This is a genomic window from Exiguobacterium sp. s36, assembly GCF_018618345.1.
In the GTDB taxonomy this organism is placed as follows: domain Bacteria; phylum Bacillota; class Bacilli; order Exiguobacteriales; family Exiguobacteriaceae; genus Exiguobacterium; species Exiguobacterium chiriqhucha.
Genome location: NZ_JACSLW010000001.1, coordinates 183,438 through 207,157 on the forward strand (window position 1 = coordinate 183,438; position 23,720 = coordinate 207,157).

Annotated in this window: 22 protein-coding genes and 2 tRNA genes; 3 read left to right on the top strand and 21 right to left on the bottom strand. The window is 51.2% G+C overall.

Annotated elements, in window-relative coordinates; all coding sequences use genetic code 11:
* Positions 1-4 precede the first annotated feature (4 nt).
* From KNP95_RS00985 to KNP95_RS01060, 16 genes are all read right to left on the bottom strand, one after another.
* Entirely contained in the window at positions 5-775 is a 771-nt protein-coding gene (locus tag KNP95_RS00985) for a DUF92 domain-containing protein (protein ID WP_058763916.1), read from the bottom strand.
* Complete coding sequence (locus KNP95_RS00990) at positions 754-1,308, bottom strand: 5-formyltetrahydrofolate cyclo-ligase (protein WP_021065730.1); 555 nt, start codon at positions 1,306-1,308, stop codon at positions 754-756. The genes KNP95_RS00985 and KNP95_RS00990 overlap by 22 nt, the downstream gene beginning before the upstream one ends.
* A 55-nt stretch (positions 1,309-1,363) precedes the next feature.
* Positions 1,364-1,528 carry a 50S ribosomal protein L33 gene (gene rpmG / locus KNP95_RS00995; RefSeq protein ID WP_255313299.1) on the bottom strand — a complete coding sequence of 55 codons (165 nt, stop codon included), beginning with the start codon at positions 1,526-1,528 and terminating at the stop codon, positions 1,364-1,366.
* A gap of 84 nt (positions 1,529-1,612) precedes the next feature.
* Positions 1,613-3,814 carry a 1,4-alpha-glucan branching protein domain-containing protein gene (locus tag KNP95_RS01000; protein ID WP_214835159.1) on the bottom strand — a complete coding sequence of 734 codons (2,202 nt, stop codon included), beginning with the start codon at positions 3,812-3,814 and terminating at the stop codon, positions 1,613-1,615.
* Between the two features lie 14 nt (positions 3,815-3,828).
* The gene (locus tag KNP95_RS01005) at positions 3,829-4,599 is read right to left on the bottom strand and encodes a DUF4912 domain-containing protein (protein ID WP_021065728.1); all 771 of its coding nucleotides are present in this window, start codon (positions 4,597-4,599) and stop codon (positions 3,829-3,831) included.
* A 118-nt stretch (positions 4,600-4,717) separates the two neighbouring features.
* A complete protein-coding gene (gene phoU, locus KNP95_RS01010; RefSeq protein ID WP_021065727.1) occupies positions 4,718-5,380 on the bottom strand; it encodes a phosphate signaling complex protein PhoU in 663 nt (220 codons plus the stop codon).
* Positions 5,381-5,395: 15 nt separating this feature from the next.
* Positions 5,396-6,157: a phosphate ABC transporter ATP-binding protein PstB gene (gene pstB, locus KNP95_RS01015; RefSeq protein WP_052013661.1), complete on the bottom strand. Its 762-nt coding sequence runs from the start codon at positions 6,155-6,157 to the stop codon at positions 5,396-5,398.
* Positions 6,158-6,260: 103 nt separating this feature from the next.
* Complete coding sequence (pstA, locus tag KNP95_RS01020; RefSeq protein WP_058763923.1) at positions 6,261-7,172, bottom strand: phosphate ABC transporter permease PstA; 912 nt, start codon at positions 7,170-7,172, stop codon at positions 6,261-6,263.
* 1 nt (position 7,173) lies between these two features.
* Complete coding sequence (gene pstC / locus KNP95_RS01025) at positions 7,174-8,118, bottom strand: phosphate ABC transporter permease subunit PstC (RefSeq protein WP_021065724.1); 945 nt, start codon at positions 8,116-8,118, stop codon at positions 7,174-7,176.
* Between the two features lie 83 nt (positions 8,119-8,201).
* Positions 8,202-9,137 carry a PstS family phosphate ABC transporter substrate-binding protein gene (locus KNP95_RS01030; protein ID WP_214835160.1) on the bottom strand — a complete coding sequence of 312 codons (936 nt, stop codon included), beginning with the start codon at positions 9,135-9,137 and terminating at the stop codon, positions 8,202-8,204.
* Between the two features lie 153 nt (positions 9,138-9,290).
* Positions 9,291-11,348, bottom strand: a complete 2,058-nt coding sequence (locus KNP95_RS01035; RefSeq protein WP_198662263.1) for a peptidoglycan D,D-transpeptidase FtsI family protein — start codon at positions 11,346-11,348, stop codon at positions 9,291-9,293.
* 166 nt (positions 11,349-11,514) lie between these two features.
* The gene (locus tag KNP95_RS01040; protein ID WP_021065721.1) at positions 11,515-12,123 is read right to left on the bottom strand and encodes a superoxide dismutase; all 609 of its coding nucleotides are present in this window, start codon (positions 12,121-12,123) and stop codon (positions 11,515-11,517) included.
* Between the two features lie 83 nt (positions 12,124-12,206).
* Positions 12,207-13,676 (bottom strand): alpha-amylase, encoded by a 1,470-nt coding sequence (locus KNP95_RS01045; protein ID WP_021065720.1) that lies wholly within the window; start codon positions 13,674-13,676, stop codon positions 12,207-12,209.
* A 125-nt stretch (positions 13,677-13,801) separates the two neighbouring features.
* A tRNA-Ile gene (locus KNP95_RS01050) sits at positions 13,802-13,875 on the bottom strand.
* Between the two features lie 5 nt (positions 13,876-13,880).
* Positions 13,881-13,957: transfer RNA gene (locus KNP95_RS01055), tRNA-Met, on the bottom strand.
* Between the two features lie 108 nt (positions 13,958-14,065).
* Positions 14,066-15,709, bottom strand: coding sequence for a Na/Pi cotransporter family protein (locus KNP95_RS01060; protein WP_058763927.1), 1,644 nt, complete (start codon positions 15,707-15,709; stop codon positions 14,066-14,068).
* A gap of 180 nt (positions 15,710-15,889) precedes the next feature.
* Between KNP95_RS01060 and KNP95_RS01065 the strand changes: the two genes are divergently transcribed.
* On the top strand, positions 15,890-16,336 hold the full coding sequence (locus tag KNP95_RS01065; protein WP_251128648.1) for a hypothetical protein: 447 nt from the start codon (positions 15,890-15,892) through the stop codon (positions 16,334-16,336).
* Positions 16,337-16,379: 43 nt separating this feature from the next.
* Here KNP95_RS01065 and KNP95_RS01070 read toward each other — a convergent pair whose 3' ends face one another.
* Positions 16,380-18,065 (bottom strand): methyl-accepting chemotaxis protein, encoded by a 1,686-nt coding sequence (locus KNP95_RS01070; RefSeq protein WP_214835161.1) that lies wholly within the window; start codon positions 18,063-18,065, stop codon positions 16,380-16,382.
* Between the two features lie 217 nt (positions 18,066-18,282).
* On the opposite strand from KNP95_RS01070, the gene ispG reads away from it, so the two are divergent.
* Together ispG and KNP95_RS01080 are read left to right on the top strand one after the other, a co-directional pair.
* A complete protein-coding gene (gene ispG, locus KNP95_RS01075; protein ID WP_021065716.1) occupies positions 18,283-19,404 on the top strand; it encodes a flavodoxin-dependent (E)-4-hydroxy-3-methylbut-2-enyl-diphosphate synthase in 1,122 nt (373 codons plus the stop codon).
* 71 nt (positions 19,405-19,475) lie between these two features.
* The gene (locus KNP95_RS01080) at positions 19,476-20,057 is read left to right on the top strand and encodes a hypothetical protein (RefSeq protein ID WP_251138440.1); all 582 of its coding nucleotides are present in this window, start codon (positions 19,476-19,478) and stop codon (positions 20,055-20,057) included.
* A gap of 50 nt (positions 20,058-20,107) precedes the next feature.
* Here the strand turns inward: KNP95_RS01080 and KNP95_RS01085 are convergent, their stop codons facing one another.
* Genes KNP95_RS01085 through KNP95_RS01100 form a run of 4 tightly spaced genes read right to left on the bottom strand, consistent with a single transcriptional unit; the run spans position 20,108 to position 23,579 of the window.
* Positions 20,108-21,505 (bottom strand): NAD(P)H-hydrate dehydratase, encoded by a 1,398-nt coding sequence (locus KNP95_RS01085; protein WP_214835162.1) that lies wholly within the window; start codon positions 21,503-21,505, stop codon positions 20,108-20,110.
* Positions 21,506-21,563: 58 nt separating this feature from the next.
* Positions 21,564-21,974 (bottom strand): Fur family transcriptional regulator, encoded by a 411-nt coding sequence (locus tag KNP95_RS01090; protein WP_021065713.1) that lies wholly within the window; start codon positions 21,972-21,974, stop codon positions 21,564-21,566.
* On the bottom strand, positions 21,961-22,824 hold the full coding sequence (locus KNP95_RS01095) for a metal ABC transporter permease (protein WP_021065712.1): 864 nt from the start codon (positions 22,822-22,824) through the stop codon (positions 21,961-21,963). The genes KNP95_RS01090 and KNP95_RS01095 overlap by 14 nt, the downstream gene beginning before the upstream one ends.
* The gene (locus KNP95_RS01100) at positions 22,821-23,579 is read right to left on the bottom strand and encodes a metal ABC transporter ATP-binding protein (RefSeq protein ID WP_021065711.1); all 759 of its coding nucleotides are present in this window, start codon (positions 23,577-23,579) and stop codon (positions 22,821-22,823) included. Before KNP95_RS01100 ends, KNP95_RS01095 begins: the two co-directional genes overlap by 4 nt.
* Between the last annotated feature and the right edge of the window lie 141 nt (positions 23,580-23,720).

Genomic DNA, 23,720 nt, shown 5'->3' on the forward strand with positions numbered 1-23,720 from the left:
ACCCTCATCGTAACAAGAGGAAACTAATCGTCGCGGCCGCGGCGATCGACAAAAAGTTGACGGCGTCATTGCCGAGAAAACGCCAGCCCGACACATAAGCCGTCGGCTCACGATGATGCATTTTCTTCTCGGTCAATTTGCCGCACACACGGCATCGGTATTTCCGTTGCACCGTGGCCCCTAACAATGTGTCGACGACGCTGCCGCTCAAACCGAGAGCGATCAAGACGAGCGCGAACGTCACATCGATCTCGATAAATGGAAGCGAGGCGAGGATGATGACCGTGGCCCCGACAATCGACATGACCGTACCGAACACGGACACCCCACCACTCGTTCCCGGTTCGACTTCACGGAACGTCCGAATCGAGCGCGGTTTCTGCTTGGCGAGGACGCCGAACTCAGATCCCCACGTATCACTCGTCGCCGCGGCAATCGAGGCGACATAGGCGAATAACCAGGCATCGTTTGGCGCAAGAATCATTCCAAGCGCCGTCACCATGCCGACGCCCCCATTGGCGAGCACTTGTACGAAATCACGGGGACCCGATTTCTCAACAATCTCATCGACAGGCGCCTTGTCCCGGGCACGATATTTCGAGGCGAGCGACGATGTCGAGAAGAAGACACCGAGTAAATAGAGCCCGAACCAACCGAAACCGTAGCCGATGACCGTCCCCGTCACGACCGTCAAGACGGCACCGGAGCGGGTCAACGAGCGCAATCGATAGCCGGCAAAGGCCACCAGACAAGTTACAACGAAGATGGCGAACATAAAATCGTTTCCCTTTCCGTCACGATGAATTCGACAGGAATGTCGTGTGGCTCAATCGGGATCTCATCGAGCAGTTGAACGTCATAGGCCAACGCGATGGTCGTCCCTTTGTACGTGGCGAGGTAGCGATCATAGTAGCCGCCTCCCCATCCGATTCGATAGCCGGACCGGTCAAACACGCGGCCGGGGACGATACAGACGTCAATCGAGCGCATCGTCGCTTCAGTCGTCGGCTCCAATATATTCATGACGCCCGGCTCGAGGTCTTCTAGCGAATGAATCTCATGGAACGTGAGTCCCTGTTTCGTAACTTTCGGCACAAACACCGATTTTCCTGCCTTCCATGCTAAGCGGATGAGCGGCAACGTATCAATCTCTAAATCGAGGGCGAGCGTGACAGCCACCGTATCAGCCTCTTGCCACGCCTTCAGTTCGGTCAATGTATGTATGATGACGCGGTCCCGGTCCGACCTGTCGTCGAGTTCACGGATTTGACGATGTACGTCTTGCCGAAGTTGTTTCTTTTCAATCACTTCAATTCCCCCTTGTTCAAAAAAAAGGCCGCCACATGAGTGACGGCCAGTCTCATTATTTCACTTCGCGGTAAAGCGTGTGACGACGGAGACGTGGGTTGTATTTGCGCAATTCGAGGCGCTCTGGGTTGTTACGTTTGTTTTTCTTCGTGATGTACGTGCGATCGCCTGTTTCTGTGCAAGCTAGTGTGATTTTAACGCGCATTTCTTTCACTCCCATCTTACTAATGTTGTATCAAGTGCTTTTGCTTTACAGTCTAAGCATACTCAATTATCCTACCAATTTTTATTTGAAAAAGCAAGGTTATTTCGTGTTCTTTTTCAAACGTTTTTGCCCGTATGGCGAAGCATCGAGCGGCAGGCAGGTTTTTACGTTATCACCAATCGCATAGCGCATTCCGACTTCCTCAGTCGATAGTTGTTCGCAGATGTACACCGTGTCGGCTTCAGCGAGGACGCTGTTCTCGATTCGGTGAATCGCGTCGAACAGACCGCCGTGTCCGTGCGGATTGCGGGTCGTTTCAAAGGACAACATAGTTGAGTATAACGGAACTTGTAGTGCTTTCGCAAGCGAACGTGCCGCAGGAATCGTCATCCAATCAAATTGATGGATCGCTTTGAACGGAACTTTGGCCACGAGCTCATGCGCAAGTTTGACGTACGCCACGTTTTGGGCCGCGACTTGGTTCATCACGTGCTCCAAGAACGGGCTCGTCAGACGGACGCGGTACACGTGGACGTGGTTGTGACGTTCATACTCCGGTAACCCTTCCTTATACGGGGTCAAGACGTACACCGTCTCGCCTTCCGCCGCCCGGGCTTCGACCTCGTCGATGACACGGCGTCCGAGATCACCGACGACGTTGCCTGTATATTCTGGCGTCAAGACGAGAATCGCCTCGCCTTCACTGCCACGTTCCTCAGTCACGTAATAGTCGTGCGGAGACAGGAACGTGTCGATGTCAATGTCCACATCATCAAGGAACGGATACGCGCGATAATGGTCGGCGAGCAGTTCATCCGATAACTTGTCTTGATACAGTGCCGTCTCGAGCTCAGCGAACAGGCGTGTGTGCTCGCGGAAGCGTTCGGCTGCATATTGGGCCGTCGTCTGTCCGTCGAGTATGAAGGCCCAGTCACTCGATACGGCGAGGACGTAATGTCGCACGAGTTGAATGAGCGCCCGATCGACGAGCGGTGAGGCGTGACGATAATCGGCCACGTCTTTGACGAGTTGTGTTTCCATCATGTGCAAGTGGCGGAGCATCCATTCGTTGCGCTCGTTGATCCACACATCACCATAACCTTTACGCCCCCACGTGTTCATCGAGACGTGTACTGTCTCGAGGTCTTGGAAGTGGCGCTCGAGGAACAGGGCCGGCGTAATCGTCTCGATTCCGAACTCTTCGAGCCGCTCGGCGACCTTTCCGAGGAATTCAGGTCCTTCAAACCACCAATGTCCGAACAACTCGGCATCGAACGGTGCCGTCACGAGGAACGGCGGGAACATTTGTCCACCATGGGCCTCGAGATGCCCTTCGAGCGTCTGCGCAAAATCGAGGGCGTGGTTGTCGATTTGATGTTCGGCCCAGGCGCGGACATAATAGTCTTTCTCATCCGAGTCGCCCGTGATGCGGTGCATCTTCAGACCGGTATCGAATCGAATCCCTTCTGGGTGCATGAACTTTTCAATATACGCCCAGTCGCGGTCATAGGCGAGGTCACGATAAAACTCGCGATAGTCAGGATGGCCCGGATACCCGATCATCGAGCTCCAAATCTTCCCGGAGATGATTTGGTCACGCGGGAACAAGGCGACGCCATGCGGCGAGTAGACCGGTGCGCCAATCCCCTTGTCCGGAGTAGGGTCGGCATCGAGTAAAGCGTGCTCATCGACGAACGTATAACGAACGCCTTCCTCGTACAAGATGCGGTCGACACCCGGCGTATAGGCACACTCCGGCAACCAAATGCCGGTCGGGCGGAACCCGTAATGACGCTCGAAACAGTTCAAACCGGTACGGATTTCCGTGCGGGCGGCCTGCTCCGTGAACAAGTGCGGGTTGAAGCCGTGCGTCGCCGTACATGTGACCATATCGATGAACCCTTGCTCACGATATGTACGGAACGCATGGTTCAAGTTCTTTTCCCAATGCAGGAACGTTGTTTTCAAATCGGTGTAGCGCCCGCGATAAAAATGGAGCGTCTCAACTTCCTGTTCGCTCCGTCCTTCGGCGAGCTCAATCTCAATCAATTCGAGCATCTCATCCAAATGTTCCACGTAACGGTCCTGGACGAGCGGGTCGGCGAGCATCTCGACGACGGGCGGTGAAATGCTGACCGTCCAATGAAGCGGCTTTTGCAGACGGTCGATTTGCCAAAGAATCGGGATATATGTCTCGGAGATGGCTTCATACACCCATCTCTCTTCTAAGCGGTGTTTCTCTTCATGTCGCACGTACGGAAGGTGGGCATGAAGGACGAGTGAAAAATAACCTGGTTTCATCAAATAAATCCTCCTCAGCGCACGAATCGGTATGCAGAATATTTAGGTAGCGTGTCGAGCAGTTCAGGAGACTCGACTTCCCCGTATTGCCAACGTCGTACCGGTTCAGCGAAACGACCATGGCCGGCTGGCTCCGCACGTGGCGTATCAATCGGTGAAGATGCGAGCAACGGAAGAAACTCCCCTTCCATCGTCCGAATCCCAAACTCGAACACATACGTCGTGTTCGGATCGAGTGGCCGAACGAACCAACTGTTCGTCATCTCCGGTAATTCGAACGTATATGAACGGTTCGCATGCCCGCTCGCGTAATCAAGCAACGTGATGTCGAGGATACGGAACGCCTTCGGCAAATCTTCCCACGGACGCATGAACTGCATCGACAACGTCTCCTTGACGCTGTCAGAAACCTCCCAAAAGACGTAGACGGCGTTCGGCGATTGAACGACCGCATGCATCAAATCTTGATCATAACGGTCAGGGAGCTTCCAGAACCCATCTGGGCCTTTATCTAGAAGCGGTGATTGGACTGGCAGCTCATGTTGCAGCGTCGAAGCGACCTGCGTCCCAGATGAGGCGGGTACTTGCTTCGATTTCGGTGTCATTGCTTTCTTCCCTTCGGTCTTTCGTTTTGGAGCGGCGGCTACCGGCTTGGCTGGTTCACCGTGTTGGGAACGCCATTTGCGCCAAGCGTACTGGACTTTCCCGATCGGCATGTCTAATTGTTCTGCAATCTGTTTTAACGTTAGTCCTTGTTGTTTCAAGGAAACGATTTTCTCTTCCATCTATTTGTGGCTCCCTTCCTAAAAAAAATCCATGTGTTCTACTATTCGCCTCCAACCCGTGAATTCCTGCACAAAAAAAAGTAAAGAACAACTGGTCTGTTGTTCTTTACCACTCTTCTTACTGGTTTAAATCATAATGTTTCCCTTTTTCGAGGAAAATGAGATGTTCCCCGAAATTCGTCACGTGATCGCCCATGCGTTCTAAATAGCGGGCGATGTTCGAAAACTCATAGACATCGTTCGTCCCGACAGCCATCGTCGGCACAGATCCCATGTATTGTTTGATGACCTGCAAGTTCAAGTCATCGATGACTTTGTCCATCTCGTTCAAGTCACGCACCCGGCTGACCTCGCCTTTACGATAAGCGCGAGTCGCCAGCTCGAGCATGTCAATCAACTGCTCGGCCATCTGTTTGAGCGGCTTGATGTCTAACACGTACGGGACGTGCTCGATGCGCGCAACGGCTTTGGCGATGTTCGTCGCATAGTCCGCGATGCGCTCAAGGTCTGTCGCCGACTTCATCGTCACGATCAAACGACGAAGGTCGGTCGCGACCGGTTGTTGTTTCGCGATCAACAGAATCGCCTCGTCATTGATTTCGAGCTCGAGGTCATCGAGTTCGTTGTCGTTGTCGATGACCGTCTGAGCGAGTACGAGGTCATGTTTTTCAAGCACTTCGATGGCCGTAGCGGTTTGACGCATCGTCAAATTCGCCAAGCGAACGACCTTGTCTTCTAATTCGTTTAACTTCGTATCAAAAAATGTGCGATTTTGTGCCATGATTGTCTCCCCTTCTTAACCGAACCGGCCAGAAATGTAATCTTCAGTCCGTTTGTCCGTTGGATTCGAGAAGATTTTATCGGTCGCATCGAACTCAACGACTTCTCCGTTCAAGAAGAACGCCGTCTTATCCGATACACGAGCTGCTTGCTGCATGTTGTGCGTGACGATGATAATCGAGTACTGCTCTTTCAACTCTTGGACGAGCTCTTCGACTTTTAATGTCGAGATCGGGTCGAGTGCTGATGTCGGCTCATCCATGAGGATGACGTCCGGTTCGATGGCGAGTGTGCGGGCAATACAGAGACGTTGCTGCTGTCCACCCGAGAGGCCATAGGCGTTCTCGTTCAAGCGATCTTTCACTTCATCCCAAATCGCGGCGCCGCGAAGCGAGCGCTCGACGATTTCATCGAGTACTTTTTTGTTTTTGATGCCGTGTGTACGTGGCCCGTACGCCACGTTGTCATACACCGATTTCGGGAACGGGTTCGGCTGTTGGAACACCATGCCGACCGACGTGCGAAGATCTTCGACTTTATAATCGCGGTCAAAGATGTTGCGACCATGATACAAGATTTCACCGTTCGTACGGACAGATGGCACGAGCTCGACCATCCGATTCAACGTCTTGATGAACGTCGACTTCCCGCAACCCGACGGACCGATGATGGCCGTCACTTCGTTTTTCTTGATGTCGAGGTTGACGTCGATCAACGCTTGATCGTCGCCATACCATAAATTCAAGTTGTTCACGACATAGGCACTTTCTTTTTGCATCACCGTTTCGTTCGGTTGAGTCGTCGTTGTATTCACTTCATGATCTCCTTTGAGTTCTTTTTGTTTCATCATCTCGAGAGTCCTCCTCGTTTACTGCTATGACTTAATGTCGGTTCGTGTACTTGTTACGGATATAGATGGCAGCCGAGTTCATGATGATCAACATCGTCATCAATACAATGATTCCGGCAGCGGCCAAGTTTTGGAATTCAGCTTGCGGACGGCTCGTCCAGTTGTAGATTTGAATCGGGAGCGCTGTGAAATCAGAGAACACATTGCTCGGCGTCGTCGAAATGAACGTCGCTGCTCCGACCATGATCAATGGGGCCGTTTCCCCGATTGCTCGCGATACGGCCAAGATGATTCCCGTGATAATCCCTGGAATCGCCGACGGCAAGACGACGTTGAACGTCGTCTGCCACTTCGAGGCTCCGAGTGCGAGCGACGCATGGCGCAATTCCATCTTGACGGAACGGAGCGCTTCTTGTGACGCGACGATAACAATCGGTAAACTCATCAGTCCGAGCGTGAGAGCTCCGGCCATGATTGAGTTCCCAAGTTCCATAATGCGAACAAAAATCGTCAATCCGAGCAATCCGAAAACGATTGACGGGACACCGGCCAAGTTTGAAATATTTACTTCGATAAATGATGTGACACGGTTTTTTGGTGCATACTCTTCAAGATAAATCGCAGCACCAACACCGACGATAAACACCATCGGGACGATCAACATCATCAACCAAAGTGATCCAATCAAGGCTGGATAGAGCCCGGCCTGTTCAGGACGACGGGATGGGAAGTTGCGGAGGAAGTCCAAATTCACCCAGCCGCCACCTTTAGAGACAACATCATAAATCAATGTCGATAGGACGAGCAGGGCAAAGACGAGCCCTGCTAAAAAGACGTACTTAAAGATTTCATTTAATTGGAGACGGCGCTTAATCCGTTGTGAAACGGAAGCACGGTCCATCAAGTTCTTCGTATTCTTGAACTCACTGTTCGGCAATGCCATATTAGTACTCCTCTCTGAAGCGGCGCGTCACCCAGTTCGCGAATAAGTTCATCACGAGCGTAAAGATGAACAACAATGCGCCGACCGCATAGATACTGTAGTATTCGATTGTCCCATATCCTGCATCACCTTTGGCGATTTGGACGATATAAGCTGTCATCGTTTGAATCGCGTTGAGCGGGTTGAACTCAAAGTTCGGTTGTGACCCACCTGCGATTGTTACGATCATCGTCTCACCGATGGCACGGCTCATCCCGAGGACGATTGAGGCGATAATCCCTGAGAGCGCGGCTGGCATGACGACTTTAATCGCGACTTCAAGACGCGTCGCGCCAAGGCCGAGGGCTCCATCACGAATCTTTTTCGGGACGGCGCTCATCGAGTCTTCCGAAATCGAAGCGATCATTGGAATGATCATGATTCCGACGACGATTCCCGGGCTGAGTGCGTTATAGATTTGAAGCCCTGGAATCAATGCTTGCAAAATCGGTGTGACGAACGACAAGGCAAAGAATCCGAAGACAATCGTCGGAACGCCAGCAAGCACTTCAAGAATCGGCTTCAAAATCGTGCGGGCACGCTCAGACGCATACTCGCTCAAATAAATCGCCGACGCCAAACCGAGTGGTACAGCGACAATCATGGCAATGACCGTAATCTGGAGTGTCCCCATGACGAGGGCCCAGACGCCGAAACGTTGATCGGCACTAAGCGGATACCATTCGGTCGAGCCTAAAAACTCGGCGACCGGTACGCGCTCGAAAAACTTGAACAGTTCAAAACCGAGTGTGAACGCGATGCCGACCGTCGTGACGACCGAAACGAATGCGCTCAAGAATAATAAGAACGGCATGACTTTATCAAACACGTTCGTCGTACTATATTTCTTTTTCTTATTGGCTTCAATCATCTCTCGAATTGACAGCCCTTTGTTTGGTTGATTCATCTCGTGTATCGCTCCCTACCTCTTCATACTAGAAAGCACGGCGAGAAGGCGAGAGCGACTCTCACCTTCTGCCTCCTGCGCTATTACTCGCCAGCGATCTCGTCGATCACTTCAGCGTTCTCATCATATCGTGCTTGTTCCATTCCGACATATCCAACTTCTTCTGAAAGGGCTGCTGCATTTTCATTCAAGAAGCGTGTGTAGTCAGCGACTTGTGGCTTGTCTTTCAATGACGCGTTGTTCACGTATGTGTAAATCTCACGTGAGAGCGGGTATGAAAGATCGTTGATCGTATCAGTCGTCGGCTCGATGCCTTCGACGTTCAACGCGCGAAGCGTATCTTGGTTTTCAATGTAGTATGCGTATCCGAAAAATCCGATTGCACCTTTCGTGCCGGCGACACCTGTCACGAGGACGTTGTCGTCTTCTGACAACTGTGCGTCTTCACGGATGTCCGTGTCGTCAAGGACCGCTTCGTTGAAGAAGTCGAACGTACCTGAGTCTTTACCTGGTGAGAAGAATGAAATTTCTTCATCCGGCCAGTCTGAGCGGACGTCTTTCCATGTTTTCACGTTCGTGTCTGTCCACATCTTGTTAAGTTCTTCAATCGTGATATCTTGTGCCCAATCGTTCTCTGGGTTGACGACGAGTGAAAGACCATCAAGAGCGACAGCGAGTTGAGTGTACTCAACACCGTTCTTCTCGGCTTCAGCCGCTTCTTCTTCTTTGATTTCACGTGATGCGTTCGAGAAATCCGTCTCGCCTGTTACGAAACGTTTGAATCCGCCACCCGTACCTGAGACACCGACCGTGACTTCAACGTCTGGCTGTTCAGCTGAATATTCTTCGGCTACGGCTTCCATGATCGGGAAGACTGTTGACGAACCATCCATGACGACTTTACCTGAAAGTCCTTCACCTTCGGCTGCGCCACCTTCTTCATTGTTCCCACACGCGGCACCGATGATGGCCACCGAAGTAATTGAAGCGACTAAAGCTGATTTTTTCATCCAAGACATTTCTGACGTCCTCCTTGAGTTTGCTTTGATTTGTGTTGTGGCTTCGTTGTTCTGTCCTACAATTAACATCCTAATAAACTACTATTAACGAGAAATAAACGGAACGTAAAAGAATTGTAAAGACGAAAAAAAGAAGCCACCGAAGTGACTTCTTTATTGAATCTGTGCTTGGACGTCTTCTAAATCGAAATACGCCTTCATGATGTCGTGCGCGACACGGGTGTTGATCCCTTCCGCCTCGAGGCCTGGCATGATGATGGCCCAAGCGATTTCCGGGTCATCATATGGCGCCCAGCCGACGTGGTTCGAGTTGAGTGTCTTAATCGGTTCACCGTTCGCGTTTCGCTTCGCTTGACCATCTGGCCCTTCCGCGATCGCTTGAGCGGTACCGGTCTTACCGGCCGCCGTGATTCCCGTCTGTTGCAGGATACGAGACGTTCCACTCTCGACCCCTTGCCGGAATCCTTGGCGCGCCCGTTGAAGAAATTCATCACGAATATCGACTTTATTGAGCGCGTTCGGTTGGAACGTGCTGACGACTTGCTTGTTCGCTTCGTCGAGCGAGCCAGGTTCGATGATTTCTTTCAAGAGATGCGGTTGAATCCGGTATCCGCCGTTCGCAAGCGTCGACGTATACTGCGCCAATTGAATCGGCGTGTATGAGATGAACTGACCGATCGACATATCCATGAGGAGCGTAACACGGTCCGGTACGCTACGGAATCCGATTGATTCATATGGGAGGTCGATCCCTGTCTCAATCCCGAGTCCGAACTGCTTATAGTAATGTTCCATCGTATTGAATGCCTCGGTCACGTTCTCTCCGACGATTTGGCCGGTCGAGTAGTAATCGGCGAGCCGCAGGGCAATTTGGAACATATAAATGTTCGATGATAACGCGAGGGCATCAAGGTCGTTGATGTTCCCCATGTTCCGGTACGACGACTTGAGTGACGAACCGATACGAATCGGCGTGTCATAAATATATTCACCCGGTTGGATGACTTCTTCTTCAAGTCCGAACGCGACCGTCGCTCCCTTGATTGTCGAGCCGATTTGACTCGCCCGCAGGACCGTCCCGGTCGAGACGTCTTTGAATTCGTTCGTTTCATAGTCGAGCTCTTGTCCCGAGAGGGCGAGCAATTCACCCGTTTGCGGGTTCATGACGACGGCGAAGGCACGGTCAAAGTGCGGGCTGCCCGAGCGGCCGGCTCGAATCGCTTTCTTCAAAATCTCATCGATTTCTTTTTGGAATTCGATGTCCGTCGACAAGATGATATCTTTCCCTGGGTTCCCGCTAACGCGAGTCGGTTCTCCGACCGGTTCCCCTTTATACGTCGTGAAGACGTCATAGGCCGGGGTCCCGCGTAGCACGTCCTCATACTGTTGTTCGAGATAAGACGTTCCGACCCGATCATTCAAGCCATACCCTTTCGCTTGATACGAAGCGCGCTGCTCGGCTGGGATTTGACGATAACTTCCGAGGAAGCTTTGGAACGTCTCACCGAACGGATAATCCCGCTGATAATACGGTTCGACACTGACGCCAGGGAGCAGTTCCAAGTTTTCTTCAATCAGTGCCATTTCTTTTGGAGACGCCCCGATTTTAATGACTTGTGGGTCGAGCGCATAGCCTGACTCCATGTTATGTTTGATAGCGATGATTTCTTCGGTCGCATCATCAAACGTGATTTCCGCGTCCGTGATGGAATCGAGCAACAACTGGTCGACGTCTTGGTTCGACAAGGCGGCCCGTTCTTCTTCCGATAAATCAGCCAACAGGTTTTGGACCCGTTCTTGCGAGCGCTCCGGATCGATGGCAATCCAATAATCCTTGCGGTCCCGCTCCGTCACTTTACGGTCCTTCTCCGGTACGTCGACGATTTCCGCGAGCTTGATGGCGACTTCGAGCCGCTCTTCCGTCTTCGTCACTTGCGACCGGCGATACATGACCGAGTAGTTCGAGATGGTGTCGGCGAGCACTTGGCCGTTGCGGTCATAGATTTTACCGCGCGGTACCTCGTACTTGATTTTGCTTGATTCGGTCTTCTGAACTTCACGGGCAATCAACTCACCGTTGACGATTTGGACGACGCCTAAACGGAAAATGAGTGTCGCGAATAAGATGAAGACGATAAAGAACAATAAGTTCAATCGCAACGGAAGGTGGTTGCGCCGTTTCTTCGGCACTTTCACACGGTTTCTGGCCAATTCAGTTATCTCCTTTCTGATTCAATTCCTTCTATAAGTATAGGTAACGTATATGTCAGTGTTATTTCTATTTTTCGACTCGATTTTCACTATATCATAATTTGTTTACAAAATAATGAAATGTAGAAAAAATCCCGAGATTCAATCGAATCCCGGGACAGTGTCATTATTTTGCGTCTGCGTAGAGCTTCGCGACGTAATCCCAGTCGATGACATGGAAGAACGCTTGAATGTAATCCGGACGACGGTTTTGATAGTTCAAGTAGTACGCATGCTCCCAAACATCGAGACCGAGGATTGGCTGAACGCCTTCCATGATCGGTGAATCTTGGTTTGGAGTCGATGTGACTTCGAGTTTGCCGTTTTTCACGACGAGCCAAGCCCAACCAGAGCCGAAGCGTGTTGTCGCTGCTTTCGTGAACTCCTCTTTGAACGCGTCGAAGCTGCCGAACGCTTCGTCGATTGCAGAAGCGAGTTCGCCCGTCGGAGCACCGTTCTCGTTCTTCTTCAACAATTTCCAGAAGAATGAGTGGTTCCAGTGACCGCCACCGTTGTTGCGGACCGCTGTTTGAATGTCAGCAGGAAGTGAATCGAGGTTTTGAAGCAACTCTTCGAGTGAAGAGTAGTTCACGTCTTTTCCTTCGAGTGCATTGTTTACGTTCGTGACGTAAGTGTTGTGGTGTTTCGTGTGGTGGATTTCCATCGTGCGTGCGTCAATGTGTGGTTCAAGTGCATCGTATGCGTAATCAAGTTGTGGTAATTCAAATTTAGCCATAACTAAAATCCCCCTTAAATTGGTTTGAACAACGTTCGTTTTAAATGTAACAGATTTGTGACGGTCGACTCAATTGTAATGCTTCACTCGACGTCTTGTTCAGGTAACGCCCAAACCGAAATCGAACCTGCCGCTACTTTAAATACCCCATGTCCGTCTTCATCAATCTCAACGACCTCATCGACGGTCTGTGTCAAATCGACCCATTTCTCGCCGGCACGGTGCTCGCCGACGAACATCTGTTTCTCGGCTGCTTCACTGTTCGAGATGAGGACAGCACAACCCGAACGCTCGATCTCCTCGACACCTTGACGGACCCAACCGATGACGTGTTCGTCATCGAAGTAGTCGTCCTGTTGACCGTACGCTTTCTCCCGGCGTGCATAAAGGAGCGGATCGATTGCCACTTTCTTCCCATCGGCCGGGTGCGGTCCGTTGATGCCGTAGTAGTCCCCATAGAACACACAAGGGTACCCGTCTTGGCGAAGCAAGATTAAACCGTAGGCGATTTGTTTGAACCAATCTTCGACCCATGACTCGAGTGCTTCCGCCGGTTGTGAATCGTGGTTATCGACGAACGTCACTGAGTGGAGCGGGTGGGACTGGACGAGCGTATCGTCAAAGATCGTCCGCATATCGAACGATTCTCCTTCTGTCGAGGCACGCTGCAAGTTGTAATGGAGCGGCACGTCGAACAAATCGACGTGATAATCGATGTTGTCGAGGAACTCACGGCATGCATCGAGCTCTGACTTCCAGAACTCACCGACCAAGTAGAAGTTGTCGCCTTTTTCAGCTTTCATTTTCTGGCTGAACTCTTTAACGAAATCATAGTTGATGTGTTTGATGGCATCGAGTCGGAACCCGTCGCACTGCGTCTCTTCGATAAACCACTTGCCCCAGCTAAGAACTTCTTCACGGACTTCTGGGTGGTGATAATCGATATTGGCGAACATCAAATAGTCATAGACACCGAACTCGTCATCGACGTTGTCGTTCCATTTTTTGTTTTCACCAAGGATGAAGAAGATACCGCTATGGTCGTTCGCAGCGTCATAATCTGTACCGTTAAAGTGATGGAAGTTCCATTTGAAAGAGGAATGTTTGTCGTTTCGACCTTCGAAATCAAACTTGGTCCAGCCTTCAATCTCGAACGGCTCTTCTGACAGCACTTTCGTGCGATCTTCCGGGTCGACTTCGAGCACATCGAACTTCTCGGTCGCATCGGCCCCGGCTTTATGGTTTAAGACGACATCCATATAGACTTGCATTCCAAGTTCTTGGGCATGCTTCGTCGCCTCGAGTAATTCCTCTTTTGTTCCGTATTTGGTCGCGACCGTTCCTTTTTGGTCAAACTCCCCTAAATCATACAAATCGTACACGCCATATCCCGTATCCTCGTCGCTCTGTCCTTTCGTGACAGGGGGCAACCATAATGCGGTAATTCCGACTTCCTTCAATTCAGAAGCTCGTTCTTTCAATCGCTTCCAATGTTTCTGGTCAGCCGGGACGTGCCATTCAAAAAATTGCATCATCGTATGATTTCGTTCCATCTCGCTTCGCCTCATTTCATATTTTTCAAAAAACAAAATGCTAACGGATATTTACCCAGGACTTCGAGTTTGAAAACTAAAAATGAAAACAAAAAACAGCTTTCATCAGAAAGCTGTTCACAAAATGGACCCTGTAGGACTTGAACCTACGACCGGACGGTTATGAGCCGTCTGCTCTAACCAGCTGAGCTAAGGGTCCTTTATTGGTAGCGGCGGAGGGAGTCGAACCCACGACCTCACGGGTATGAACCGTACGCTCTAGCCAGCTGAGCTACACCGCCACGTTGTTATACAGTAATAATATACTGAATGAACGCGTCACTGTCAATCAAAAGTCACATTGAACCAAAAAGTCCCTCCGTCTCAAATGAGCCGGAAGGACCGTTGGATTAGACTGTTGCTTCGTTTCTATCTTCAAGCGTGATTTCTGTGATGTTCATGGCGTGATCACCGATGCGCTCCAAGTTCGAGAGCATATCGACGAAGAACATACCGGCTTGGCCGTCACACTCACCTGTATTCAAGCGGACAACGTGATTTTTACGGAACTGACGCTCCAGCATATCGAGTTTCGCTTCCATCTCGATGACTTGACGCGCTTCGACCATGTCTCCGCTCGCCAACGTTTGAAGTGACTTCTCGAGCGTGGCCCGTGTCAAATCGTACATTTCCGTCAACTCTTTCTGAGCACCGGTCGATAGTGTGACACGTGTCGCCGTCTTATAATCGATCAATTCGATAATATTCTCGACGTGGTCACCGATTCGCTCGATATCGTTGATGGCATGCATGAGTGTCTTATGTTCTTGTGATTCTTGCTCCGTCAAATCAACGGCAGCGAGTTTCACGAGGTAATCTGTGATTTTTGAGTTAAGCGAGTTGAGCGCCTCTTCAATGTGCGCTGACTTCTCGGCATGTTTCTTATCGCCAGTCGTCATATAGTTGCGCGCTTCATCAAGTCCAAGTTTTGCGAAGTCGCCCATGCGGATGACTTCAAACTTCGCTTGTTCGACGGCGATCGATGGTGACTGTTGGATGAAGATTGGATCCAAATGCTGTGCTTTCGTATCGACGATTGAATCTTCACCAGGAACCATTTTCGTCACAATCCAAGCAATCGTTCCGATGAACCAGAACTGGATGAACGTGTTGACGACGTTGAACGTCCCGTGGGCGAAGGCGATTTGCATCTTGTCTTCAATCGCTAAAATATCTGTGATCCAGTAAATATATTGTGTGAACGGGATCAACAAAATCATGAAGATCGTCGTCCCGACAATGTTAAAGATGACGTGGGCTGCTGCCGCACGACGGGCTGCTACCGAAGCACCGATTGAAGCGAGTACCGCTGTAATCGTTGTCCCGATGTTGTCTCCGAACAAGACCGGAAGTGCCGCGTCCAAGTCGATTGATCCACCGGCATACAACTCTTGCAAAATCCCGATCGTTGCTGATGACGATTGAACGATGACGGTAAACACCGTACCGACGACGACACCGAGGAACGGGTTGTCACTCATCGATTGCGTCAAGTCGATGAAGTATTCGCTCGAACGGAGCGGCTTCATGCCGCTTCCCATAAGTTCAAGACCGTAAAACAGCATCCCGAAACCGAAGAAGATTTGACCCAAATGTTGCAATTTCTCTTTTTTAAAGAAGAAAAGAAGAATCGCACCGATAGCGATAATCGGCAACGCGTAGGCGCCGACATCGAAACCGATGATGAACGCGGTCACTGTCGTCCCGATGTTCGCCCCCATGATGACCCCGATTGCTTGACGGAGCGTCATGAACCCGGCGCTGACAAGACCGACTGTGATGACAGTCGTACCTGACGATGACTGAATTAAGACTGTTACAATGATACCAGCTAGTACTCCGAGGAACGGATTCGATGTATACTTATCAAGGATGTCACGCAGGCGGTTACCTGCTGACTTTTGGAGGCCGTCTCCCATCGATTTGATACCGAAGAGGAAAATCCCTAATCCTCCAAAAAACATGAATAACATTTCTTGCAAATTGTATTCCACGATTTTTGTACTCCTTTTGATTGTGAATTAGTTGTGTTTGCTTGGTTTTTAATGCCCTACTCATTATGCCCGCATCACCCATTCGATGTAAACAGGTTTAATGTTAAGGTTTTATTAAACCACTGTATGATTTTTGTTTGTTTTTCTAGTTTTGTACTATAACAGATTGGAGTTCCATTTATGTTCAAGACAACGATTCAGTTTATCCGCCATAGCCTTTACCCGTCCAAGCAGGCGTTACGTCTCCGCTTGGCCCCACTCCACGCCTATATGATGGCGAGTTTAGTGTTGACGTTGACCGTCACGGCACTCGATTACATCGTGTTACAACCAAATTTCTTTTGGCCGATGTGGTTGTTCTTACATGCGTTCGCGATTTTCTTCTTCTATATGGGACTCGTCGCCCTCAGTGCCCTCCTCGTCCAACTCGTCACGAAATGGCGTACGAAGAAGATGTGGCCGTATCGCCAAGCTTGGCCGTATGCGGTCGCGATGTCGCTCATTCCGACAGTCAGTCTCGTCGTCCTGTATCACGTTTCGCCGTCCGCGTCGTGGTTCGGGATTCTACTATTATTTATTTATGTAGTCGTTCCATTATCGCTAATCCCGATTAAACGAACATCATAAAACAAGGCCGGATGAACGCTTCTATGCGCTCGTCCGGCCTTGTTTATTGGAGTGGTGCCAAATCATGCAAGACGTCGTGAAGACGTTCGCTTTGATTGCCGAGATGGGTTCCTGCCGTTTGTAAAGCTCGTTGTGTATCCGTCCATTCTTCGACACCGTCTTGTAAGTCATGCAGTTTTTGCTCGAGCATCATTCCGATTTCGGTCAATTGACCATTCGCTTCCGCCATTTCAAGCAACTGCTGTCCGGTCAGCGATGTCTGTTCCGTGATCGCTTGGAATTGGCTCATTTGTTTTGTGACCTCATGATCAATTTTCTCGATCCCCGCTTCGACATTACGCAATGCCGCCCCTAATGATTTAATGTCGGATTCGAAGCGTTCCATTTCCATGAACACTTCGCTTCGTTCTTGCCGAATGGCTTCAATCGTAGCCACAGCGGATAACGTCGATTCGTTCGTCACTTTCGCCAACTGTCCGACCTCGCTGGCGACAACGGCAAATCCTTTACCATGTTCACCGGCACGTGCTGCTTCAATCGAGGCGTTGAGCGCTAACATTTTTGTCGCAGCCGCGACAGAAAGGATTTTCTTTAGCGCATCATCCGCTCGCTCTGATGTCGCCTCGCTGTCTAATAATCGTTGCTGGACCGCTGCCGCTTTGATGGCAAACGATTCACTCGCTCCTTTGACGCTCGAGAACGATTCCATTTCTGACGCAATCGTTCGATTTAGTAACTCTGTCCGTTGATCGATTGCAGCGATATCTTTTTCGAATGAACGAACGTGGGCAGCGATATCGGTAAACCGATGGGTCGACTCGGTCGTGAACGACTGGTAAGACTGACTCGTCAGCGCGACCGTGGCCGCTACTTCCTTAAAGCCCACGATTTGCTGTTCATTCGCCTCCAGTTGTCTTCTGAACAGCGGCAAGCTTGATTCGAATGCTGTTGACGTCTCGGTCATCGTCACGAGCGAGCGCGTCCATAATCCAATTAACGTATTGTATGCCTGCTCTAGACTTCGCATTTCAATTGAGTTGGCGTCTAATGTAACTGCTGTGAATGAGCGCGTCGCCACCGACTCACGCAATCGTTCGGCAAACTGCGTCAACGGCTTGACCTCACGACGAATCATGACGGCAAACAAGCCAATCATGAACACGAGCATACTGATCAGGCCAACGAAGACGATTTCTCGTAGTGCCCACATCGAACCGAGTACCGACTGTTTCGTCACAACAATGACGTAATGAGCCTGAAGTTCAGGAATCGGCGTCGCAACGATAAACTCATCATGTTGATCACTGACATTCACGTCTTCCACTAAAATCTCATCTAGGCGATTGCTAAACCGGTCTTCAACTTTTTTCCCGCTCAATTTTTCGATATTATCATTGGTCACCAAATACTGACTCGCTTCGAGTCCGTCTGCAGCTAAGATCGAAGCCTGTTGCATATACGTCGACTTTAGAGAACGGGTTAACATCTTTTCGTTCGCGACGTACGCCCCATACGTCGTCTTGATTGTCTCCCGCATCACAGTCGCTTCTCGATGCAACCGTTTTTCGATTTCGTCGGTCATCAACTGTTCGGCTTTCATGGCGAACCAACCGAATACAATTGAAAATGATATGAGCATGATTGGCATCAACGTCCAAGTCAACCGACTTGCCATCGTCCACTCGTTTCGACGCTTCATCCTCTTCAATCGCTTAAATCGCTTCAACATCCTTCATTCCACCTCTTCACACGTCATTTCATTGAATATATCGGTCTTCAGACGGTGGAAAATTATGAAGCATCTGTTAAGATAACGTTAGCGTTTCGTAAGAGCACATCTCGCAAGCGCTTGCCGGGTGCTTTTTCACAAACATTTCGTTATGATAATAAGGAAACCACTCATCTTAAATCGATTGGAACCTTTCCAAAAGAAGGAGATTACGTATATGTCAGAAATTTTGCATCGTTCATTAACCCGTCCGATTCGTGTCGGCAACCTCATCATTGGGGGATCGAATGAGGTCGTCATCCAGTCGATGACGACAACGAAAACACATGACGTCGAAGCGACCGTCGCCGAAATTTTGCGTCTTGAAGAAGCAGGCTGCCAAGTCGTCCGCGTCGCTTGTCCGGATGAGCGCGCTGCCGATGCCCTCGCTGAGATTAAGAGCCGCATCAATATCCCGCTCGTCGTCGATATTCACTTCGACTACAAATTGGCGCTCAAAGCCATCGAGAGCGGTGTCGATAAGATTCGAATCAACCCGGGTAACATCGGTCGTCGCGAGAAAGTCGAAGCGGTCGTCAACGCCGCTAAAGCAAAAGGCATCCCGATTCGCATCGGTGTCAACGCCGGCTCACTCGAAAAGCAATTCCTTGAAAAGTACGGTTATCCGACGGCTCAAGGAATGGTCGAGAGTGCCATGCACCACGTCAAAATCTTAGAAGACCTCGGTTTCTATAACACGATCATCTCGCTTAAGGCATCTGACGTAAACTTGGCCCTCGAAGCGTATACGCTCGCAGCCAAGACGTTCGATTACCCGCTCCACGTCGGAATCACGGAATCAGGCCCGCTCTTCTCGGGATCACTCAAGTCTGCTGCCGGCCTCGGGGCAATCCTTTCGCTCGGTATCGGTTCGACGGTCCGTGTCTCACTATCTGACGACCCGGTCGAAGAAATCAAAGTCGCCAAAGAAGTGCTCAAATCGTTCGGTCTCGCGGCCAACGCGGCGACGCTTATCTCATGCCCTACATGTGGACGCATCGAAATCGACTTGATTTCGATTGCGAAAGAAGTCGAAGAGTATATCCAAAACATTAACGTCAACATCAAGGTCGCTGTGCTCGGCTGTGCGGTCAACGGACCGGGTGAAGCACGTGAAGCCGATATCGGCATCGCCGGTGCCCGCAACGAAGGCCTGCTCTTCCGTCACGGGAAAATCATCCGTAAAGTGCCTGAAGCCACGATGGTCGAAGAGTTGAAGAAAGAAATCGACGCCATCGTCGCCGAGAAACTTGCCGCTCGCGAACTCGAGGAGCAAGAACTCGCCAACCAATCTAACTAATCCTTCGCCCGCTCGGTTGCAACCGAGCGGGCTTTTGGTACAATAAGGGTTATGAGCAAGGAGGGACGAAGATGCACATTGGAATAGACCTCGACGGAACCGTCACGGATCCGCAAAGTTGTTTTCACTATATGAACGATGCGCTCGGATACGCCATCGATTACCACAAAGCGACCGAATACGAGCTGCATACGTATACTGATATGACGCAAGAAGCGTTTTGGCGCTTCATGATTGAGCAAGGTCACGAGGAAGCGATTTATCGTCGCTCACTTCCCCACTCTGAAGTGAACGACGTCCTTTGGCACATGCGAAAAACACACCGTCTCCATTACGTCACGGCCCGCAGCGAAGCCGTCCGCGCCGTCACCGAGGAGTGGATTCGGCAGCATGAACTCCCACTCGACTCGCTCATCATGACAGGGAGCCATGACAAGGTCGGCGTCGTCAAACAGCTCGAACTCGACCTATTCATGGAGGACCGTTATGAGAACGCGATCTCGATCCATGAACAGACGACCATTCCGGTCCTATTGTTCGATGCGCCGTATAACCGCAAACCGTTGCCGGACGGGGTGAAACGGATCACATCTTGGAACGAGGCGCTCCACATCGTCAATCGCTTCGAGACGACCAAGTCCATCACCATTTAAAAAAAGCCCCATATACGTGGATAAGAATATCCACTGTATACGGGGCTTTTTTATATGCGTCCGATCGCTTCGATGACGTCTGTTGCGAGGACACTCGCCGGATGCATCTGCCGACTCGCGGCTTGTGCCGCCAAGGCATGCCATAGGACGGCTTGTTCGTTCGGGGAAGACTCGGTGTCGATTCGGTCCGTCCGCGCCCAGAGCGCGAGCAACATTCCGGTCAAGACGTCGCCGCTCCCTCCTTTCGAGAGCGCCGCGGCTTGAACCGTATTGACCGCCCCCGTCCCATCTGGTTTGACAATGAGCGTATGCGTCCCTTTCAAGATGAGGTGAATCCCATGTTGCCGTGCGAAGTCTGACGCGATACGGAACCGGTCCGCTTCAATCTCGGCGACGGATCGTCCCGTCAAGCGAGCGAACTCTCCCGGGTGCGGCGTCAACGTGAGAGGACCTTCTGCTGCGAGATGTTCCGTCGTCAAGGCGCCCGCATCGACGATGAGCGGTTTCGATTGCCGACGGACGGTTTGCCATAAACGGTCCGTCCGTTCATCGTCGACGAGACCTGGCCCAATCGCCGTAGCCGCATACGTTTTGTCCGGTAATACATCGATGCCATAATACATCGCCTCCGGTAAACTCGATGCCATGATGTGCGCCTCCGATGGGATGGCCAAGTCCAGTAAGCCAATGCCAGTCCGTAACGCCGCCCGGGCCGCCAAGAACGGGGCTCCAATCAAATGACGGCTCCCGCCAATCAAACATCCATGACCATATCGATTCTTATGACCGTACGGGTCGCGCTCGAGCAACCCCCGATCAAAGTCTGACTCGGTCAACACACGCCATTCGGACTTGTGTGACAGTCCGATATCGACCATCTCGACCGTCCCATAATATGGAGCCGTCTGAGTTAAAAAGGCACTCCGCTTATAGCCGTGTAGCGAAAACGTCGTATCTGCCTTAACCGCATGTCCGTCAAATTCTGACGCCTCATCACTCGGGACACCGGACGGCACATCGATCGCCATGACCGGCGCCGACTGTTCACGCATCCAAGTGATGACGTCCCTCGCCTTTCCGGTGACCGGACCACGGAATCCGACCCCAAACAAGGCGTCGACGACATAATCGGCGTCTCGGGGCTCCTCGACGATGGTGACGAAACGGCGCGCATACGCCGCATGCCGTTCTCCTTCCGAAGACTTCGGTTCGCCAAATGGGGCATAGACAAAGACGTCACACCCTCGCTGTGCCGATTCTCGAGCCACGACCCAGCCGTCCCCACCGTTATTACCGGCGCCGCAGATGACGAGCACCGACGAGCGTGGCCGGAAGGTCAGACGGGCCGCCACGGCTGATGCTGCCCGTTCCATTAACACGTCGGCCGGCATCCCTTGCCGGAGCGCCGTCGCATCGGCTTGTTTGATTTCGGCTGCGGTGTAAATCATCTCGACTCCCCCTCTCTTGATTCGACAAAAAAGGGATTGCATCCACAATCCCTTCTTGTCACTTACATTGTTTACAATACCCGTAAATCTCGAATTTATGATCGACGACCTCAAAATCAGGATCGAGCGTCTCGACATAGCGCATCGGGCAGAGCTCGAGCAGCTTCGTCTTACCGCAACCGCGGCAAATCAAATGGTGATGATGATGATTCGACCCGCACGTGACGCGGAACGCCTTCTCTCCATTCAATTCGGTCGCTTCGAGCAATCCTTCCTCAGCGAATGACTTCAAGTTGCGGTACACGGTGTCAAAACTCATCGTCGGATGTTTCGCGCGCATATAGTCGAGCACGTCCTTGGCACTGACGTAACGCTCTTCCGCCGCGAGAAAGGCAAACATCTCAATCCGTTTCGGTGTCACTTTGAGCGACGACGATTGCAGGCGGGTCAATTGTTCAGTTTCCTTCATAACGAACCTCCTTCTTCCGAGCGAGTCCGAGTCGTTCAGCCAGCATGACGACGGCTAAAATCAATACGGCGAGCAAGACGATGACTCCTCCCGGGGCGACATCGAGCTCATAGGCGAGGATGAGTCCGCCAATCGTCGCGACTTCTCCGAACACGATTGACCAGAGAATCGTTTGCTTGAAGCTGCTCGTGAACCGGAGCGCAGCCGCGACCGGTAATGTGATCAGACTCGAGACGAGCAGTGTGCCGACGATGCGCATGCTGACGGCGATGACGAGCGCGACGACGAACATGAACAGCACGTGGAGCATCGTACTCGGCAGCCCCGACACTTTCGCCTGTTCTTCATCGAACGACAAGAACAACAGCTGTTTATAGAACACGATGATGACGAGCAGCGTGAAACCCGCCACCGCCAAAATCATCCAGATGTCTGATAGACTGACCGCTGAGATTGACCCGAACAGGAGCGTCGACAAATCGATGGAAAACCCGCGCGACAACGAGATAAAGATCGCACTGAGTCCCATCCCGGCCGACATCATGATCGGAATCGACAACTCTTGGAAATGGACGTATTTTCCGCGGAGCCAATTGAGGCCGAGCGCGGCGAGCACGGAGACGAGCGTCCCCAAGTAAAGCGGGTTCAAGTCGCTGAACAGCAGAATATACTGTCCGAGGAACAGACTGAACGAGATTCCGGCAAGCGTCATATGGGATAACGCGTCGGCAATCAAGCTCATCCGTCTGACGACGACGAACGAGCCGATGAGCGGCGCAGTGAATCCGATGACTACAGCTGCGATGAACGCATAACGTAAAAAGCTGTACGTGAACAGATCCGTGATCATGACGTACCTTCATGGACGAGCACTTTGACCGGGTACGGTTTAATCGCCGTCAATTCGCCGAGCTCACTATATTCTTTCAAGCCACAGTTGCAGGCCATACGTCCGTGATCGAGATGGACGACTTTCGTGACGAGGTCGGTGACGACGTTCAAGTCATGGGTGACGAGAATGAACGTACATGACGTGTGCTCACGCAACAGATGGAGCACCTCATAAAAATCACGCAAATGTTTTTGGTCGACCCCGACCGTCGGCTCATCTAAGATGAGCAAGTCCGGTTGGTTGACGATCGCTCGAGCGATAAAGACGCGCTGTTGCTGGCCGCCGGACAGGCTGCCGATTTTCCGATGTCGAAACTGCCACATATTGACCGTCTCGAGTGCATTTTGAATGGCTGCCTTGTCTTCGATATTCAACCGTTTGAACAGACCGAGGCGTCCATAACGGCCCATAGCGACGACTTCCTCGACCGTCACCGGAAATCCTGAGTTAAACGACGCGGCTTTTTGGGAAACGTAACTGATACGAGACTTGTCTTTGAACTGTCCTTGGGGACGGCCGAACAGTTCGACCGATCCGGTTTGCGGCGATAACAATCCGAGAATCGTCCGAATCAACGTCGATTTGCCGGACCCGTTCTCCCCGACGACAGCGACAAAGTCGCCTTGTTTAATATCGATGGACACGTCCTGTAGCGCGGCGGTCCCATCGTAATGATAGGAAACATGATTTAATTTTACGACGGATGTCGTCATAAGCTACCCTTCTCTCGTGTGATAAATCGTAATCATTTCTACTTGCTTGGCGTCTGTATTATACAGAATATCAGTCTATGCTTCAAGTATAGAGGCAATGCGAGCCGATTGGCGGCACACGAACTGAAATCCGTATGTAAT

Excerpts from the sequence above, each read along its gene's own strand:
- KNP95_RS01085 (WP_214835162.1), bottom strand. The coding sequence starts at position 21,505 with ATGATTTACACCGCAGCCGAAATCAAACAAGCCGATGCGACGGCGCTC.
- KNP95_RS01005 (WP_021065728.1), bottom strand. The coding sequence starts at position 4,599 with ATGGAAGAGAAAATCGTTTCCTTGAAACAACAAGGACTAACGTTAAAA.
- KNP95_RS01040 (WP_021065721.1), bottom strand. The coding sequence starts at position 12,123 with ATGGCTAAATTTGAATTACCACAACTTGATTACGCATACGATGCACTT.
- ispG (WP_021065716.1), top strand. The coding sequence starts at position 18,283 with ATGTCAGAAATTTTGCATCGTTCATTAACCCGTCCGATTCGTGTCGGC.
- KNP95_RS01030 (WP_214835160.1), bottom strand. The coding sequence starts at position 9,137 with ATGTCTTGGATGAAAAAATCAGCTTTAGTCGCTTCAATTACTTCGGTG.
- pstC (WP_021065724.1), bottom strand. The coding sequence starts at position 8,118 with ATGAATCAACCAAACAAAGGGCTGTCAATTCGAGAGATGATTGAAGCC.
- KNP95_RS01100 (WP_021065711.1), bottom strand. The coding sequence starts at position 23,579 with ATGACGACATCCGTCGTAAAATTAAATCATGTTTCCTATCATTACGAT.
- KNP95_RS01070 (WP_214835161.1), bottom strand. The coding sequence starts at position 18,065 with ATGTTGAAGCGATTTAAGCGATTGAAGAGGATGAAGCGTCGAAACGAG.
- KNP95_RS01045 (WP_021065720.1), bottom strand. The coding sequence starts at position 13,676 with ATGGAACGAAATCATACGATGATGCAATTTTTTGAATGGCACGTCCCG.
- phoU (WP_021065727.1), bottom strand. The coding sequence starts at position 5,380 with ATGGCACAAAATCGCACATTTTTTGATACGAAGTTAAACGAATTAGAA.
- KNP95_RS00985 (WP_058763916.1), bottom strand. The coding sequence starts at position 775 with ATGTTCGCCATCTTCGTTGTAACTTGTCTGGTGGCCTTTGCCGGCTAT.
- KNP95_RS01090 (WP_021065713.1), bottom strand. The coding sequence starts at position 21,974 with ATGAAGGAAACTGAACAATTGACCCGCCTGCAATCGTCGTCGCTCAAA.
- KNP95_RS01080 (WP_251138440.1), top strand. The coding sequence starts at position 19,476 with ATGCACATTGGAATAGACCTCGACGGAACCGTCACGGATCCGCAAAGT.
- pstB (WP_052013661.1), bottom strand. The coding sequence starts at position 6,157 with ATGCAAAAAGAAAGTGCCTATGTCGTGAACAACTTGAATTTATGGTAT.
- rpmG (WP_255313299.1), bottom strand. The coding sequence starts at position 1,528 with ATGGGAGTGAAAGAAATGCGCGTTAAAATCACACTAGCTTGCACAGAA.
- pstA (WP_058763923.1), bottom strand. The coding sequence starts at position 7,172 with ATGGCATTGCCGAACAGTGAGTTCAAGAATACGAAGAACTTGATGGAC.
- KNP95_RS01095 (WP_021065712.1), bottom strand. The coding sequence starts at position 22,824 with ATGATCACGGATCTGTTCACGTACAGCTTTTTACGTTATGCGTTCATC.
- KNP95_RS01065 (WP_251128648.1), top strand. The coding sequence starts at position 15,890 with ATGTTCAAGACAACGATTCAGTTTATCCGCCATAGCCTTTACCCGTCC.
- KNP95_RS01000 (WP_214835159.1), bottom strand. The coding sequence starts at position 3,814 with ATGAAACCAGGTTATTTTTCACTCGTCCTTCATGCCCACCTTCCGTAC.